Genomic DNA, 15,631 nt, shown 5'->3' with positions numbered 1-15,631 from the left:
CGGACCGTCGCCGGTCAGTTCAGCGGGACCATCCAGCCGTGCGTGTCGGCGAAGGTGCCGCGCTGGATACCGGTCAACGTGTCGCGCAACGCCATGGTGATCTCACCGGGCTCGCCGTCGGCGACGGTGAACTCACCCTCGCTGTGCTTGACGTGCGAGACCGGGGTGATCACGGCCGCGGTCCCGCAGGCGAACACCTCGGTGATCTCGCCGGCCGCGGCCTTCTTCTGCCACTCGTCGACGTCGATCTTGCGCTCCTCGACGGCGAAGCCGGCGTCGGTGGCCAACTGCAGCAACGAATCCCGGGTGATGCCGGGCAGCAGCGAGCCGGACAGCTCCGGGGTCACCAGGCGGGCCGTGGAGCCGCTGCCGAAGACGAAGAACAGGTTCATGCCGCCCATCTCCTCGACGAAGCGGCGCTCGATGGCATCCAGCCACACCACCTGGTCGCAGCCGTGCCGGGCGGCCTCGGCCTGGGCCAGCAGTGAGGCGGCGTAGTTGCCGCCGAACTTCGCCGCGCCGGTGCCGCCGGGGCTGGCCCGCACGTACTCGTTGGACAGCCACACGCTGACGGGCTTGATCCCGCGCGGGAAGTACGCGCCCGCGGGCGAGCCGATCACCAGGTAGCGGTACTCGTCGGCGGGACGCACGCCCAGCCCCGGCTCGGTGGCGAAGATGAACGGGCGCAGGTACAGCGACTCCTCGCCGCCCGCGGGCGGCACCCAGGGCTCGTCGACCGCGATCAGCTGGCGCAGCGACTCGATGAACACCTCTTCGGGCAGCTCGGGGATGGCCAGCCGGCGCGCCGAGGTCTGCATCCGGGCCGCGTTGGCCGCCGGGCGGAACGACACCACGGACCCGTCGTTCCAGCGGTAGGCCTTCAGGCCCTCGAAGACCTCCTGGGCGTAGTGCAGGACGATCGCCGACGGGTCGAGCTCGATCGGGCCGTACGGGATGACCCGCGGGTTGTGCCACCCCGCACCGGAGGCGTAGTCGATCGAGACCATGTGGTCGGTGTGGAACTTGCCGAAGCCGGGGTTGGCCAGGATGCCGGCACGTACCTCGTCGCTCGCCGGATTCGCACTGCGATCGACGGTGAACTCGAGGCCTTCTGTCATAGAAGCGATTGTAGTACCGGGTGGCGAGGGATTTTTCCGGCCGCGACGCCGGTCCGGTCTAGCGGGTGCGGGTGTCGACGAACGGCGGCTTGACGACCTCGCACTCGATCAGCCTGCCGCGCACGTCGACCGCGACGCGTGCACCGTCGGCGACGTCGGCGGCGGTGTCGATCAGCGCCAGCGCGATCCCGACTTTCAGTGTGGGAGAGAAGGTTCCCGAGGTGGTGACGCCGATCGGATCGGCACCGGCCTCGGTGCCACCGAGCACGGTGAGGTCTGGCCGCAGCACCCCGCGACCGACCGCCTTGAGCCCGCGCACGGTGCGCACGGGCCCGGCGGCCTTTTCCGCCAGCAGTGCCTCGCGACCCCAGAACGCGTCCTTTTTCCAGCCCACCGCCCAGCCGCAGCGCGCCTGCAGGGGCGAGATGTCCAATGAGAGTTCGTGGCCGTGCAGCGGATAACCCATCTCGGTCCGCAGCGTGTCGCGGGCGCCCAGGCCGGCGGGCTCCCCGCCGCGGGCGCGGACCGCGTCGAGCAGCGCGTCGAACACCACGGTCGCCTCGTCCCAGGCCGGCAGCAGTTCGTAGCCGTGCTCACCGGTGTAGCCGGTGCGGCACACCCGCACGTCGACACCGGAGAACACCGCGTCGGCGTAGCCCATGTAGTCCATGTCGGTCGGCAGGCCCAGCGTCCCGAGCACGTCGGCCGACCTGGGTCCCTGCACCGCCAGCACCGCCCGCGACCGGTGCTCGTCGGTGATCGTCAGCCCGTCGGGCGCCCGCTGCCGCATCGCCGAGACGACGGCCGCGGTGTTGGCGGCGTTGGGAACCAGGAAGATCTCGTCGTCGGAGACGTAGTAGGCGATCAGGTCGTCGATCACCCCGCCTTCGTCGGTGCAGCACAGTGTGTACTGCGCCTTGCCGGGGCCGATGCGGCGCAGGTCGTTGGTGAGCGCGGAGTTGACGAAGTCCGCCGCCCCGGGCCCCTTCACCAGCGCCTTGCCCAGGTGGCTGACGTCGAACAGGCCGACGGCGGTGCGGGTCGCGGTGTGCTCGGCGACCGTGCCCGCGTAGGACACCGGCATCAGCCAACCGCCGAACTCGGCAAAGCTCGCACCGAGCTCCCGGTGCCGGTTCTCCAGGGGTCCGGCCAACAGGTTGTCACTCACGCCGAACCACACTAGTAGGCAGTGGCTAGGGTGATTCCCCGTGAGCCCTGTCAGCGCGTCAACCGCGTACCCGTCCCCCACCGTCGCCGTCGCGAGCGCGCTGCCCAAGCGCAAGGTCGCATCGTCCGTCCTGATCGTCCCGGTCGTCGGCGGGTCCGAAGACGACGCGGCGGCGAAGGTGGTGGCCAACCCCTACCTGGACGCCGAGGCCGTCGGGGAGATCGAGGTCGCACTCGAGGCGCTGGGCGCCAAGGGCGGCGCCGAACAGCTGTCCCGGGTGGTGGCGCCCTCGCTGCCGGTGGACAGTGTGCTCGCGGTCGGGCTGGGCAAAGACCGCGACACGTGGCCGGCCGACACCATCCGCCGCGCGGCGGGCGTGGCGGCGCGGTCGCTGTCGGGGGTGGAGACGGTGATCACCACCATGTCCGACATCGACCTCGAGGCCACCGTCGAGGGTCTGATGATGGGCTCCTACCGGTTCACCGCGTTCCGCAGCGACAAGACCGCGCCGAAGGACACCGGCGTCCGCAAGATCACTGCGCTGACCCCCGACACCCGGGCGGCGACCAAGGAGATCGCCGCGCGCGCGGCGGCCATCGCGACGGCGGTGGCGACCGCCCGCGACCTCGTCAACACGCCGCCCAGCCACCTCTTCCCCGCCGAGTTCGCCAAGCGCGCAAAGGCTTTGGGCGAATCAGCCGGCCTGGAGGTCGAGGTGCTCGACGACAAGGTCCTGGCCAAGGAGGGCTACGGCGGCATCATCGGGGTCGGCAAGGGATCCTCGCGCCCGCCGCGGCTGGTCCGCCTGGTGCACCGCGGCGGCAACAACCAGGCGCGCACGCGGGGAGCGGATTCCGGCGGAGGCAAGACCGTCGCGCTGGTCGGCAAGGGCATCACGTTCGACACCGGCGGCATCTCGATCAAGCCGGCCGCCAACATGCACCACATGACCTCCGACATGGGCGGTGCCGCGGCGGTCATCGCCACCGTGGTGCTGGCCGCGCAGCAGAAACTGCCGATCGACGTCATCGCGACGGTGCCGATGGCCGAGAACATGCCGTCGGCCACCGCGCAGCGGCCGGGCGACGTGCTGACGCAGTACGGCGGCATCACCGTCGAGGTCCTCAACACCGACGCCGAGGGGCGGCTGATCCTGGCCGACGCGATCGTGCGGGCGTGTCAGGACGGCCCGGACTACCTGATCGAGACCTCGACGCTGACCGGGGCGCAGACCGTCGCACTGGGGTCCCGCACCCCGGGCGTGATGGGCAGCGACGAGTTCCGCGACAGGGTGGCCGAGATCTCGCAGTCGGTCGGCGAGAACGGCTGGGCGATGCCGCTACCCGAGGAATTGAAGGACGACCTGAAGTCCACGGTGGCCGACCTGGCCAACGTCAGCGGGTCGCGCTTCGCCGGAATGCTGGTGGCGGGCACCTACCTGCGCGAGTTCGTCGCCGACGGCGTGCAGTGGGCCCACATCGACATCGCCGCTCCGGCCTACAACACCGGCGGGCCCTGGGGGTACACGCCCAAGGGCGGCACCGGCGTGCCGACCCGGACGATGTTCGCGGTCCTGGAGGACATAGCCGCGAGCGGCTGATCGGGCACCAGCCGCGAGCGGCTGATCGGGCACCCGCCGCGAGCGGCCCCATCGAATGTGAAGATATCTTCACGCTGAGGCTCGAACGTTCCAATACCTTCACACGGCGCGCACGTGGCGCGCCGGATGATGTCGAGCTACAGGATGTTGCCGCCGCGGGCGGTGCTGCGCATCACCTGCGGCAATGCGTGCGCGACCCCGTAGACCAGGTAGGCCTCCGGTGTGACGGGTCGGACCGCCTTATTCTTCTTGACCGAGTCCACGATGGCCGCCGCCACCTTGTCGGGGCCGTAGCGGCGCAGCGCGAAGCCCTTCTGTGCCCGCCCACGCACCGACTCGGCGTCGTGGCGGCGCGCAACGGGCAGCGAGAAGCGCGTGGTGTCGACGATGTTGGTGCCGATGACTCCGGGGCAGATCGTGGTCAACCCGACCCCGGCGGCGTCCAGTTCGGCTCGCAGGCAGTCGGAGAACATGTACACGGCGGCCTTCGAGGTGCAGTAGGCGTTCATCACGTTGACCGGCGTGTAGGACGCCATCGACGCGACGTTGACGATGTGGCCTCCCGCGCCGCGCTCGACCAGTCGCCTGCCGAACGACCGGCACCCGTTGACCACACCACCGAAGTTGATGTCGAGCACCCGGTCGAACTCCTCGGACGGGGTGTCGAGGAAGAACCCCGCGTGCCCGACACCGGCGTTGTTCACCACGATGTCGGGCACGCCGTGGCGCTCGCACACCCGGTCGGCGAACGCCTCGACCGCCGCCGCGTCGGCGACGTCGAGGGGGTAGCTGTGCACGGTGGCGCCGGCACTCGACAGCAGCCGCGCGGTCTCCTCCAGGCCGGCCTCGTCGACGTCGCTGACCACCACCTCGGCTCCCTCTCGGGCGAAGGCAAGCGCCGTCTCGCGCCCGATGCCGCTGCCCGCGCCCGTCACCGACACCAGGGTGTCGCCGAACGTCGGCCGTGAACGGCCCACCTGGGCGCGCAGCAACTCGCGCGCCGGGGGCGCCCCGTCGAGGTGTTCGACGAGTTGGACGACCGAACGGGCCAGCAGCTGTGGGTGCGAGTCGGGTACCCGATGCCCGGCGCCGATGTCGCGCCGCCACAGCCGCGACACCCAGACCGACACCGCGTCGTAGAACCGTGCATCGACGTAGGGGTCGGCGGTGCCGACGATCAGCTGCACCGGTACGTCGACCGGCGGTTCGGTCCGGGCAGTCGGGCCGACGATGTTGGCGCGGTACACCTTCGCGGACAGCGACTGCGGTGCGCTGACCGCCAGCCGGCGGAACTGCTGAAGTCCACCGAGAAAACGCCGCGTGCGCAGCGGCCGACGGAGAGCGTCGGCCAGGTACCGGCGCATGTGCTCGGGGCTGGGGCCGGCGACGGAGGTGAAGGACGCCACCCGGTCGGTGGTGCCGGCGCGGTCCAGGTAGGCCCAGACTGCAACCGAGCCCCAGCCGTGGGCCAGCACGTGCACGGCCCGGTCGGGCGACACCGCATCGATGACCGCCGCGAAGTCGTCGGCCAGCCGCTGCGCCCGGTAGGCCGACGCCCGGCGCGGGGCGTCCGATTCACCGGCGCCGCGCCCGTCGTAGCCGACGATGCGGAACCGATCGGTCAGCGCTGCGACGACTGGATCCCAGACGGCGTTGGTGTCCGGGTGATCGTGCACCAGCACCACGGTGGGCGCCTCGGGGCTGCCCTGTTCGAAGACGGCGATGCGGACCCCGTCGCTGCTGGCAACGAACCGGCGCGTGCTCACGTGCGGACCCTACCGGTCGCCCAGCTCCTCACGGGCTGCGCGCTTGCGCAGAATCCGTTGGCGTGCGTCGTAGTCACGCATGCGTTGCGGGTAGCCCACCTTCTGCACGTCGTAGACCGGGATGCGGAGGCGATCGCTGAGCCGTCGGGCGCCGGCCTGTCCCCCGGCGCGCCGGCGCGTCCACTCCCCGTCGGCGGCAACCAGAACGACGGTGACGTCGGTGACCGTCGTCTTCGGCTCGACGAAGGCCTCGACACCGTGGTGGTCGGCGACCCACTGCTGTAGGTACCGGAGGTCGGCGGCGGGATCGCTGGTCGCCGAACCGCGACCGCGCCCGCGGCGAAGCTTGTCGAACAGTCCCACCTGGGCGTGCTCCTTCCGGCTTGCTGCCCCCGCTGACCTCGTGCCCCGTTTCGATACTGCCAGAGCGCCGAGTAGACGCGTCCACGGCGAAACGTGACGGCGGACGTGACAGGATGGGAACCGACATCCGAGAACCTGCGACCGACCGTGCAAGGGAGCCACGACATATGGCCATCTCCGTTCAGATGCCCGCACTCGGCGAGAGCGTCACCGAGGGGACAGTCACCCGCTGGCTGAAACAGGAGGGCGATACGGTCGAGGAGGATGAGCCCCTGTTGGAGGTATCGACTGACAAGGTCGACACCGAGATCCCGTCGCCCGCGTCGGGCGTGCTGAAGAAGATCGTCGCCCAGGAGGACGACACCGTCGAGGTCGGCGGCGAGCTTGCGGTCATCGGCGATGCCGGCGAGGACGCCGGCACCGAGGCCCCGGCCGCGGCAGAGCCAGAGCCCGAGCCCGAGCCCGAGCCCGAGCCCGAGCCCGAGCCCGAGCCGGAACCCGAGCCCACACCCGAGCCCACACCCGAGCCCGCAGCCGCACCCAAGCCGTCCGGCGGAGGATCGGGGTCGGCCACCCCGGTGCTGATGCCCGAGCTGGGCGAGTCGGTCACCGAGGGAACGGTGACGCGGTGGCTGAAGAAGGTCGGCGACAGCGTGGCCGTGGACGAACCGCTGGTCGAGGTGTCCACCGACAAGGTCGACACCGAGATCCCCTCGCCGGTCGCCGGCACGCTGCTGTCGATCACCGCCGACGAGGACGACACCGTCGAGGTCGGCGGCGAGCTGGCCAAGATCGGCGGGGCGGGCGCCGGCGCCGGCGCGCCGGAGCCGGAACCCGAGCCCGAACCCGAACCGGAGCCCGTCAAGGCGGCGGCGCCGGAACCCAAGCCCGAACCCAAACCCGAGCCCGCGCCGGAACCCAAGCCGCAGCCCAAACCCGAGCCCAAACCGGCCGCGGCCGAAGCGCCCTCGGGCGATGCGCCCTACGTCACGCCGCTGGTGCGCAAGCTGGCCACCGAGAGCGGTGTCGACCTGTCCACCGTCAAGGGCACCGGTGTCGGTGGCCGGATCCGCAAGCAGGACGTGCTGGCCGCGGCCAGCGCGAAGGAGGCCGCGGCGAAGGCTCCCGAGCCCGCCCCGGCGGCTCCGGTCAAGGCGGCCCCGCCCGCCCCGGCCCCGGCCGCGGCGCTGGCGCATCTGCGCGGCACCACCCAGAAGGCCAACCGGATCCGGCAGATCACCGCGAAGAAGACGCGCGAATCCCTGCAGGCGACAGCGCAATTGACCCAGACCCACGAGGTCGACATGACCAAGATCGTGTCGCTGCGGGCCAGGGCCAAGGCCAAGTTCGCCGAGCGCGAGAGCGTCAACCTCACCTACCTGCCGTTCATCGCCAAGGCGGTCATCGACGCGCTGAAGATCCACCCGAACGTCAACGCGAGCTACAACGAGGAATCCAAGGAGATCACCTACTACGACGCCGAACACCTCGGCTTCGCGGTGGACACCGATCAGGGGCTGCTCTCCCCGGTGATCAAGAACGCCGGGGACCTGTCGCTGGGTGGACTGGCGCGGGCCATCTCCGACATCGCCGCGCGGGCCCGGTCCGGCGACCTCAAGCCCGACGAGTTGGCCGGCGGCACATTCACGATCACCAACATCGGCAGCCAGGGCGCGCTGTTCGACACCCCGATCCTGGTCCCGCCGCAGGCGGCGATGCTGGGTACCGGTGCGATCGTCAAGCGGCCCAGGGTCATCGTCGACGACTTCGGCAACGAGTCGATCGGCGTGCGCTCGGTGTGCTACCTGCCGCTGACCTACGACCACCGGCTGATCGACGGCGCCGACGCCGGTCGCTTCGTCACCACGATCAAGCGACGGCTGGAAGAAGGCGCCTTCGAGGCCGACCTGGGCCTGTAGACGGCCGTGCCGATGTCCACCGACTCGGTCGTCGCGGTCGCCGGATCCTCCGGTCTGATCGGCACGGCGCTGGTCTATGCCCTGCGGGCGACCGACCACCGCGTGCTGCGCCTGGTGCGCCGGGCGCCGTCGACCGCCGACGAGGTGTTCTGGAACCCCGACACCGGCGACTTCGACGCCGGCGCGCTGGCCGGTGTCGACGCGGTGGTGAACCTGTGCGGGGTCAACATCGGACAGAAACGCTGGTCGGGGGCCTTCAAACAGAGCCTGCGCGACAGCCGTATCGGCCCGACCGAGGTGCTCTCCCGTGCCGTCGTCGACGCCGGTGTACCAGTGCTGATCAACTCCAGCGCGGTCGGCTACTACGGCGACACCGGCGCCACCCCGGTGGACGAGTCCGCGGCGCCCGGAACCGGTTTCCTGGCGCGACTGGCGATGGACTGGGAGGCCGCGACCGCGGTGGCGCTGCACTACGGCGTGCGGGTGGTGCTGACCCGCACCGGACTCGTGATGGCGCCGTCCGGCGGCATGCTCGGTCGGCTGCGGCCGCTGTTCTCGCTGGGGCTGGGGGCCCGGCTGGGAAACGGGCGCCAGTACCTGTCGTGGATCAGCCTGGAGGATCAGGTGCGCGCCGTGTTGTTCGCCATCGCGCACGATGACCTGGCCGGGCCGGTCAACGTCACCGGACCGGCCCCGGTCACCAATGCCGAGTTCACCGCCGCGCTCGGGCGGAGCGTTAACCGGCCGACCCCGCTGATGGTGCCCGGCTTCGCCCTGCGCGCCGTGCTCGGCGAGTTCGCCGAGGAAGGTCTGCTCGGCGGCCAGCGTGCGATTCCCGCGGCACTGGAGCGCGCCGGTTTCCAGTTCCACCACCACACCATCGGGGAGGCGCTGGCGTTCGCCACCGCGCCCCAGCGCAGCTGAGCCCGGCCGGTGGGCACGCCCGGAGGTAGCGTCGGCGTCATGGTGGGATCGATCCGGTCCAGTGAAGCCCCGGTACTGGTGCGCCGGTTGGGCACGCTGGACTACCGAGCGGCCTGGGACCTGCAGCGCGAGATCGCCGAGGCTCGTGCCGACGGCGGCCCCGACACCCTGCTGCTGCTCCAGCATCCCCCGGTGTACACCGCGGGCCGGCGCACCCAACCCGAGGAGCGCCCGGTCGACGGCACCCCGGTGGTCGACACCGACCGCGGCGGCAAGATCACCTGGCACGGCCCCGGACAGCTGGTGGGGTATCCGATCATCGGCCTCGCCGAACCGATCGACGTGGTGAATTTCGTTCGGCGACTGGAAGAGTCGTTGATCACGGTGTGCGCCGGCCTGGGCCTGCGCACCGGTCGCGTCGACGGCCGCTCGGGGGTGTGGGTACCTCCCTCGCCCGGCGACCCCCGACCCGCGCGCAAGATCGCCGCGATCGGAATCCGGGTCGCACGGTCGACCACCATGCACGGCTTCGCGCTGAACTGCGACTGTGACCTCGGCGCGTTCGGCTCGATCGTGCCCTGCGGCATCTCCGACGCCGGGGTGACGTCACTGACCGCCGAACTCGGCCGGCGGGTCGGCGTCGACGAGGTGACCGACCGGGTCGCCGATGCGGTGTGCGCCGTGCTCGACGGGCGGCTCACCAGGACCCCCGAAGCAGTAGCATCGACACAGTGAGTGTCGATCCCGGTAACCGCAAGCTGCTCCGGCTCGAGGTGCGCAATGCGCAGACGCCGATCGAGCGCAAGCCGGCCTGGATCAGGACCAGGGCCAAGATGGGTCCGGAGTACCGCGAACTCAAGGGTCTGGTGAAGCGCGAGGGCCTGCACACCGTGTGCGAGGAGGCCGGTTGCCCGAACATCTTCGAGTGCTGGGAGGACCGGGAGGCCACTTTCCTGATCGGCGGCGAGCAGTGCACCCGGCGCTGCGACTTCTGCCAGATCGACACCGGCAAGCCCGCCGACCTGGACCGGGACGAGCCCCGCCGCGTCGCCGAGAGCGTCGCCGCGATGGGGTTGCGGTACTCCACCGTGACCGGGGTGGCCCGCGACGATCTGCCCGACGGTGGCGCCTGGCTCTACGCCGAGACGGTGCGCGCGATCAAGGAACTCAACCCGAACACCGGTGTGGAGTTACTGATCCCCGACTTCAACGCCGACCCCGGGCTGCTCGCGCAGGTGTTCGCGGCGCGGCCGGAGGTGCTGGCGCACAACCTGGAGACGGTGCCCCGGATCTTCAAGCGGATCCGTCCCGCCTTCCGCTACGACCGCAGCCTGGCGGTCATCACGATGGCGCGCGAAGCCGGGCTGGTGACCAAGTCCAACCTGATCCTCGGGATGGGTGAGACACCGGACGAGGTGCGCAGCGCGCTGCGCGATCTGCACGACGCGGGCTGTGACATCGTGACGATCACCCAGTACCTGCGGCCGTCGGCGCGCCACCATCCGGTGGAGCGGTGGGTGCATCCCGACGAGTTCGTCGAACACGAGAAGTTCGCGGTCGGGCTCGGCTTCGCCGGTGTGCTGGCCGGTCCGCTGGTGCGGTCGTCCTACCGGGCCGGCAAGCTGTATGCGCAGACGCTCGCCTCCCGACCGGCCGGAGCGGCCGCGGCGGCGATTCCGGACTCCGTATCCTGATCCAATGGCGAAGACGCGTAATGCCGCTGAAGTCAAGGCGGCCAAGGCCGAGGCGAAAGCGGCCCGTAAGGCGGCCTCCAAGCAGCGCCGCACCCAGCTGTGGCAGGCGTTCCAGATCCAGCGCAAGGAAGACAAACGGCTGCTGCCCTACATGATCGGCGCGTTTGTGCTGATCGTGGGGGCTTCGGTGGCCGCAGGCGTCTACGCCGGCGGGTTCACCATGTACATGATGATCCCGTTGGGCATCGTGCTGGGCGGGCTGGTGGCGTTCATCATCTTCGGCCGCCGCGCCCAGAAGTCGGTCTACCGGAAGGCCGAGGGACAGACGGGTGCGGCCGCTTGGGCGCTGGAGAACCTGCGCGGCAAGTGGCGGGTCACCCCCGGTGTCGCGGCCACCGGCCACTTCGACGCGGTGCACCGGGTGATCGGGCGCCCCGGGGTGATCTTCGTGGGCGAAGGAGCGGCGGGTCGGGTCAAGCCGCTGCTGGCCCAGGAGAAGAAACGCACCGCACGACTGGTCGGCGACATCCCGATCTACGACGTCATCGTCGGCAACGGCGAGGGTGAGGTGCCGCTCTCCAAGCTCGAGCGTCATCTGACCAAGCTGCCCGCCAACATCAGCGTCGCGCAGATGGACTCCCTGGAGTCCAGGCTCGCCGCGCTGGGCAGCAAGGCCGGCCCGGCCGCGATGCCGAAGGGGCCGCTGCCCACCCAGGCGAAGATGCGCGGCGTGCAGCGCACCGTGCGTCGGCGCTGAGCGCACCGCACCCACGCTAGGCGGGCTCCTCGCCTTCCTTGATCCCACCCCAGAAGTCGTCCGCGTCGGCCACCCGGGCAGCCCGGGGCTTGTGACGCCATTCGCGAACGGTCCTGGTCAGGCCACGCTGCGCGGCCAGCACGCTCTCCGGCGAGGCGGTGAAGTTGGAGGTGCTGCCCGCGGCCATGCCCATCGCCGAGCCGGTGGCGTAGCTGTCCTGGTTGGCGCCCAGGAACGCGAAGGTCCATCCTGACGCACGCAGAGCGGCGATGCGCTCGAAGACCGCCCGGGCCGTGCACCGGTGGCTGGCGTTCTCGAGGCCGTCGGTCATGATCACCACGAGCTGGTCGGCCGGATCGGCGCCCGTCGCGGCCAGCCGGGCCTCGGCGCGGTCGAGCATCAGCCCGATCGCGTCGTACAGCGGAGTCATCCCCCGCGGCTCGAACCTGCCGGCGATCGACAGCACCGCATCGAGCGGTGCGGCGTCGATCAGCACGTCGTGCGGGTCCTCGCTGTCGAACTGCACCAGCGTGACGGTCGCCTCCCCGGAAACCTTGCGCTGCTCGGCGAAGAACTCGTCGAAGCCCTGCACGACGTATTGCGAGATCGCGCTCATCGACCCGGAACGGTCGAGCAGAAACCAGATATCGGCGCGGGAGTCCTCCGACGGTTCACGCTGTCCGAGTCGGCGTTCCAGCTCCGCGATGCGCGCGAGCAGGTCGTTGACATCGGGGTCCGGCCGGTTCGACATGGGGCTACCGCCTTCCCGCGCTCGTTCAGCGCGCTGGTAATGGTCTGTCCGACTATAACACGGATATTTGTCGTACTGACCAATACCGCCTACGATGGCGGTGTGACGAGGCCAGGGCACCGCGCCCCGGACGGCTACGACCAGGCGGCGTTCCCCCCGTTCGCCGTCACCGTCGACGTCGTGATCCTCACCATGCGCGACGGTCGGCTGCATGTATTACTGGTGCGCCGCGACGCCGATCCCTACGCCGGGGCGTGGGCGCTGCCCGGCGGCTTCAAGCGCCCCGACGAGACACTCGACGAGGCCGCCCGCCGCGAGCTGCGTGAGGAGACCGGCGTCGTCGCCCCCAAACACCTGGCCCAGTTCGGCGCCTATGGCGATCCGGACCGCGATCCACGCACCAACGTCGTGACCGTCGCCTATCTCGCGGTGACGCCGGAGGTCGGCGAGATCCACGCCGACACCGATGCCAGCGAGGCGCGGCTATGGCCGGTCGCCGACGCCGTGCGCGGCCTGACGCTGGCGTTCGACCATCGCCGGATCCTCTCCGACGCCGTCGACCGGGCGGCCGATCAGCTCGAACAGACCGACCTCGCAACGGCGTTCGTCGGCGACACCTTCGCGCTGTCCGAACTTCAGAACGTCTACCAGGAGCTGTGGCGGGCCGACATCGACTCGGCCAATTTCCGTCGCAGCCTGACCACCCCGCCCCAGAATCCCGCCGCATTCGCGGCCCCCGAGCCGGAGAACTACGTCGAACCGACCGGCCGGCGCGCCAAGGCCGGCCGCAAAGGTGGGCGCCCACCGGAGTTGTTCCGGGCCGGCCCGGCATGGCAGACGCAACCGCCGGTACGCCGACCCCGCCGGCCGCCGCGCGACGACTGAGTGCGTTCAGCGCCGCACGACGGCGGTGTTGGTGAACCGGTCCTGATACCCGCGCAGGTCGCTGTCGGTGAACAAGGCGGGCAACACCAGGAACACCAGCAGGCCACGCACCGCCGCGCGGCCGATGCCGACGTGCCGACGCTGATCGACCGACGCCACCCGAAGGCCCAGCGCGAGCTGTCCCGGGGTGAAGCCGAACAGCCGCACCGAGACCACCCCGAGCACCAGCCAGAGCACCGCGATGGACGTCGACCCCAGCTGGCTGTACAGCAGGTCCTGCCTGCTGATCAGTCCGACGCTGACCACCAGGCTGACCAGCCCGTAAGCGATGAACCAGTCGATGAGCAGCGCCCCGGCCCGTCGACCGAAACCGGCGATCGAGCCCGCTCCGTGCTCGGGCAGCCCGAGTCGCTCACCCGGATAGCGGCGGCCGGGTTCCGGTGTCCCGGGACCGGATAGCCAGGAACCCAGACCGGAGCCAGTTGTGCGGGCCATGCAGCCAGAATATGTGTTCGCTGCGAGGAGACCGAACCGAGCGACCCGCGAGTCCACGCGTAACGTCAGCGCAACACACGATGATGCCGCTGCAACATAGGATCCATAGCGTCACAACGGCGGGCTTACCAAACCTAAGGAGAGCAATCAGTGGCAGAAAAGACCGCAGGCGACATCATCAAGCTGATCAAGGACGAGAAGGTCGAGTACGTCGACATCCGGTTCTGCGATCTGCCCGGTGTCGTCCAGCACTTCTCAATCCCGGCCTCGGCGTTCGACGAGAGCGTGTTCGAGGACGGCTTGGCGTTCGACGGTTCGTCGGTGCGCGGCTTCCAGTCGATCCATGAGTCCGACATGATGCTGCTGCCCGATCCCGAAACCGCGCAGATCGACCCGTTCCGGGCCGCCAAGACGCTGAACCTCAACTTCTTCGTGCACGACCCCTTCACCCGTGAGGCCTACTCGCGCGACCCGCGCAACGTGGCTCGCAAGGCCGAGAACTACCTCACCAGCACCGGGATCGCCGACACCTGCTTCTTCGGGGCCGAGGCCGAGTTCTACATCTTCGACTCGGTGAGCTTCGACTCGCGCATGAACGGCACCTTCTACGAGGTCGACTCGGAGTCGGGCTGGTGGAACTCCGGTGAGCCGTTGGAGGCCGACGGCAGCCCCAACCGCGGCTACAAGGTCCGCCCCAAGGGCGGCTACTTCCCGGTGGCCCCGTACGACCACTACGTGGATCTGCGCGACGAGATGTCGACGAACCTGCAGAACGCCGGCTTCGTCCTCGAGCGTGGCCACCACGAGGTGGGTACCGCCGGGCAGGCCGAGATCAACTACAAGTTCAACACCCTGCTGCACGCGGCCGACGATGTGTTGCTGTTCAAGTACATCATCAAGAACACGGCGTGGGCCAACGGCAAGACGGTGACCTTCATGCCCAAGCCGCTGTTCGGCGACAACGGCTCCGGCATGCACGCGCACCAGTCGCTGTGGAAGGACGGCAAGCCGCTGTTCCACGACGAGTCCGGCTACGCCGGCCTGTCGGATCTGGCCCGCCACTACATCGGCGGCATCCTGCACCATGCGCCCTCGCTGCTGGCGTTCACCAACCCGACGGTGAACTCCTACAAGCGCCTGGTGCCGGGCTACGAGGCGCCGATCAACCTGGTGTACAGCCAGCGCAACCGCTCGGCGTGCGTGCGTATCCCGATCACCGGCAACAACCCGAAGGCCAAGCGTCTCGAGTTCCGCTGCCCGGACAGCTCGGGCAACCCGTACCTGGCGTTCGCGGCGATGCTGATGGCCGGCATCGACGGGATCAAGAAGAAGATCGAGCCGCTGGCCCCGGTCGACAAGGACCTCTACGAGCTGCCGCCCGAGGAGGCCGCCAACATCCCGCAGGCGCCGACGTCGCTGTCGTCGGTGATCGACAAGCTCGAGGAGGACCACGAATACCTCACCGAGGGAGGCGTTTTCACGTCCGACCTCATCGAGACGTGGATCACCTACAAGCGGGAGAACGAGATCATGCCCGTGCAGATCCGTCCGCACCCGTACGAGTTCTCGCTGTACTACGACGTCTGAGTCGGCCCCGCCGACGTGACGTCTGAGTCGGCCCCGCCGACAGTTTCGGGAGACCGGGTGGCCCAACGGCCACCCGGTCTTTCGTCTCCCGGAACGAACACCGATACGTGGCAGCTATCCGGACTGTGGTCCGCTAGGGTAGGCTCTCAGCCATGTCACAGAAACTCGACACTCGTTTGACCGGCCTCTCCTCTCCGATGCTGAGCATCTTCCGCATCGTGTTCGGTGTGCTGTTCACGCTGCACGGCACCATGAAGCTGTTCGGCTGGCCGGTGGGCGACGCGATCCCCGTCGGCACCTGGCCGTTCTGGTGGGCGGGGATCGTCGAGGTCGTCGTTGGCGTGCTCATCACCGTGGGGTTGCTCACCCGGATCGCGGCCATCATCGGCGCCGGCCAGATGGCGGTGGCCTACATCTGGCAGCACTGGGCGCTCGTCGGTGGGGAACCCGCGAACTTCTGGCCCTTCGCCAACGGCGGCGAGCTCGCGATCCTGTACTGCTTCGCGTTCCTGCTGCTCGCCACCACCGGGCCCGGCGCATGGTCGGTCGACGGGCGGCGACAAGGGTCAGTCGCCGCTTTGCACTGAATATCGGCAAACCCCGG

15 protein-coding genes are annotated in these 15,631 nt (G+C 69.7%); 9 read left to right on the top strand and 6 right to left on the bottom strand.

Annotated features, from left to right (window positions below; all coding sequences use genetic code 11):
- Positions 1–14: 14 nt before the first annotated feature.
- Positions 15–1,118, bottom strand: a complete 1,104-nt coding sequence (locus JDV09_RS05850; protein ID WP_221368153.1) for a branched-chain amino acid aminotransferase — start codon at positions 1,116–1,118, stop codon at positions 15–17.
- 58 nt (positions 1,119–1,176) lie between these two features.
- On the bottom strand, positions 1,177–2,286 hold the full coding sequence (gcvT, locus tag JDV09_RS05845; protein WP_221368152.1) for a glycine cleavage system aminomethyltransferase GcvT: 1,110 nt from the start codon (positions 2,284–2,286) through the stop codon (positions 1,177–1,179).
- 40 nt (positions 2,287–2,326) lie between these two features.
- Between gcvT and JDV09_RS05840 the strand changes: the two genes are divergently transcribed.
- Positions 2,327–3,886 carry a leucyl aminopeptidase gene (locus JDV09_RS05840; RefSeq protein WP_221368151.1) on the top strand — a complete coding sequence of 520 codons (1,560 nt, stop codon included), beginning with the start codon at positions 2,327–2,329 and terminating at the stop codon, positions 3,884–3,886.
- Between the two features lie 137 nt (positions 3,887–4,023).
- Here the strand turns inward: JDV09_RS05840 and JDV09_RS05835 are convergent, their stop codons facing one another.
- Together JDV09_RS05835 and JDV09_RS05830 are read right to left on the bottom strand one after the other, a co-directional pair.
- On the bottom strand, positions 4,024–5,652 hold the full coding sequence (locus JDV09_RS05835) for an SDR family oxidoreductase (RefSeq protein WP_221368150.1): 1,629 nt from the start codon (positions 5,650–5,652) through the stop codon (positions 4,024–4,026).
- 9 nt (positions 5,653–5,661) lie between these two features.
- Positions 5,662–6,015, bottom strand: coding sequence for an oxidoreductase (locus tag JDV09_RS05830; protein ID WP_221368149.1), 354 nt, complete (start codon positions 6,013–6,015; stop codon positions 5,662–5,664).
- Between the two features lie 167 nt (positions 6,016–6,182).
- On the opposite strand from JDV09_RS05830, the gene sucB reads away from it, so the two are divergent.
- From sucB to JDV09_RS05805, 5 genes are read left to right on the top strand one after another with little or no spacing between them, the layout of a single operon-like run.
- Entirely contained in the window at positions 6,183–7,934 is a 1,752-nt protein-coding gene (gene sucB / locus JDV09_RS05825) for a 2-oxoglutarate dehydrogenase, E2 component, dihydrolipoamide succinyltransferase (protein ID WP_221368148.1), read from the top strand.
- Between the two features lie 12 nt (positions 7,935–7,946).
- Positions 7,947–8,858 carry a TIGR01777 family oxidoreductase gene (locus JDV09_RS05820; RefSeq protein WP_221368147.1) on the top strand — a complete coding sequence of 304 codons (912 nt, stop codon included), beginning with the start codon at positions 7,947–7,949 and terminating at the stop codon, positions 8,856–8,858.
- A 42-nt stretch (positions 8,859–8,900) separates the two neighbouring features.
- A complete protein-coding gene (lipB, locus tag JDV09_RS05815; protein ID WP_308124026.1) occupies positions 8,901–9,593 on the top strand; it encodes a lipoyl(octanoyl) transferase LipB in 693 nt (230 codons plus the stop codon).
- Positions 9,590–10,552 carry a lipoyl synthase gene (gene lipA / locus JDV09_RS05810; protein ID WP_221368145.1) on the top strand — a complete coding sequence of 321 codons (963 nt, stop codon included), beginning with the start codon at positions 9,590–9,592 and terminating at the stop codon, positions 10,550–10,552. The genes lipB and lipA overlap by 4 nt, the downstream gene beginning before the upstream one ends.
- A 4-nt stretch (positions 10,553–10,556) precedes the next feature.
- Positions 10,557–11,309, top strand: coding sequence for a DUF4191 domain-containing protein (locus JDV09_RS05805; protein ID WP_221368144.1), 753 nt, complete (start codon positions 10,557–10,559; stop codon positions 11,307–11,309).
- A gap of 16 nt (positions 11,310–11,325) precedes the next feature.
- On the opposite strand, the gene JDV09_RS05800 is transcribed toward JDV09_RS05805, so the two are convergent.
- The gene (locus JDV09_RS05800; RefSeq protein WP_221368143.1) at positions 11,326–12,060 is read right to left on the bottom strand and encodes a vWA domain-containing protein; all 735 of its coding nucleotides are present in this window, start codon (positions 12,058–12,060) and stop codon (positions 11,326–11,328) included.
- Positions 12,061–12,162: 102 nt separating this feature from the next.
- Here JDV09_RS05800 and JDV09_RS05795 point away from each other — a divergent pair, with 102 nt between their 5' ends.
- Positions 12,163–12,945, top strand: coding sequence for an NUDIX hydrolase (locus tag JDV09_RS05795; protein WP_308124021.1), 783 nt, complete (start codon positions 12,163–12,165; stop codon positions 12,943–12,945).
- Between the two features lie 6 nt (positions 12,946–12,951).
- Here the strand turns inward: JDV09_RS05795 and JDV09_RS05790 are convergent, their stop codons facing one another.
- Positions 12,952–13,440: an RDD family protein gene (locus JDV09_RS05790; protein ID WP_221368141.1), complete on the bottom strand. Its 489-nt coding sequence runs from the start codon at positions 13,438–13,440 to the stop codon at positions 12,952–12,954.
- 150 nt (positions 13,441–13,590) lie between these two features.
- On the opposite strand from JDV09_RS05790, the gene glnA reads away from it, so the two are divergent.
- The gene (gene glnA / locus JDV09_RS05785; RefSeq protein ID WP_221368140.1) at positions 13,591–15,027 is read left to right on the top strand and encodes a type I glutamate--ammonia ligase; all 1,437 of its coding nucleotides are present in this window, start codon (positions 13,591–13,593) and stop codon (positions 15,025–15,027) included.
- A gap of 152 nt (positions 15,028–15,179) precedes the next feature.
- Positions 15,180–15,614, top strand: a complete 435-nt coding sequence (locus tag JDV09_RS05780; RefSeq protein ID WP_221368139.1) for a DoxX family protein — start codon at positions 15,180–15,182, stop codon at positions 15,612–15,614.
- Positions 15,615–15,631 lie beyond the last annotated feature (17 nt).

The sequence above is a fragment of the Mycolicibacterium xanthum genome (assembly GCF_019710635.1).
Taxonomy (GTDB): Bacteria; Actinomycetota; Actinomycetes; order Mycobacteriales; family Mycobacteriaceae; genus Mycobacterium; species Mycobacterium xanthum.
Note: the sequence above shows the minus strand (reverse complement) of the source record. Positions and strands in the feature narration are given on the sequence as shown.

Coding starts and splice junctions, on each gene's coding strand:
- JDV09_RS05820 (WP_221368147.1), top strand. CDS start 7,947: ATGTCCACCGACTCGGTCGTCGCGGTCGCCGGATCCTCCGGTCTGATC.
- sucB (WP_221368148.1), top strand. CDS start 6,183: ATGGCCATCTCCGTTCAGATGCCCGCACTCGGCGAGAGCGTCACCGAG.
- JDV09_RS05805 (WP_221368144.1), top strand. CDS start 10,557: ATGGCGAAGACGCGTAATGCCGCTGAAGTCAAGGCGGCCAAGGCCGAG.
- JDV09_RS05780 (WP_221368139.1), top strand. CDS start 15,180: ATGTCACAGAAACTCGACACTCGTTTGACCGGCCTCTCCTCTCCGATG.
- JDV09_RS05850 (WP_221368153.1), bottom strand. CDS start 1,118: ATGACAGAAGGCCTCGAGTTCACCGTCGATCGCAGTGCGAATCCGGCG.
- JDV09_RS05790 (WP_221368141.1), bottom strand. CDS start 13,440: ATGGCCCGCACAACTGGCTCCGGTCTGGGTTCCTGGCTATCCGGTCCC.
- JDV09_RS05800 (WP_221368143.1), bottom strand. CDS start 12,060: ATGTCGAACCGGCCGGACCCCGATGTCAACGACCTGCTCGCGCGCATC.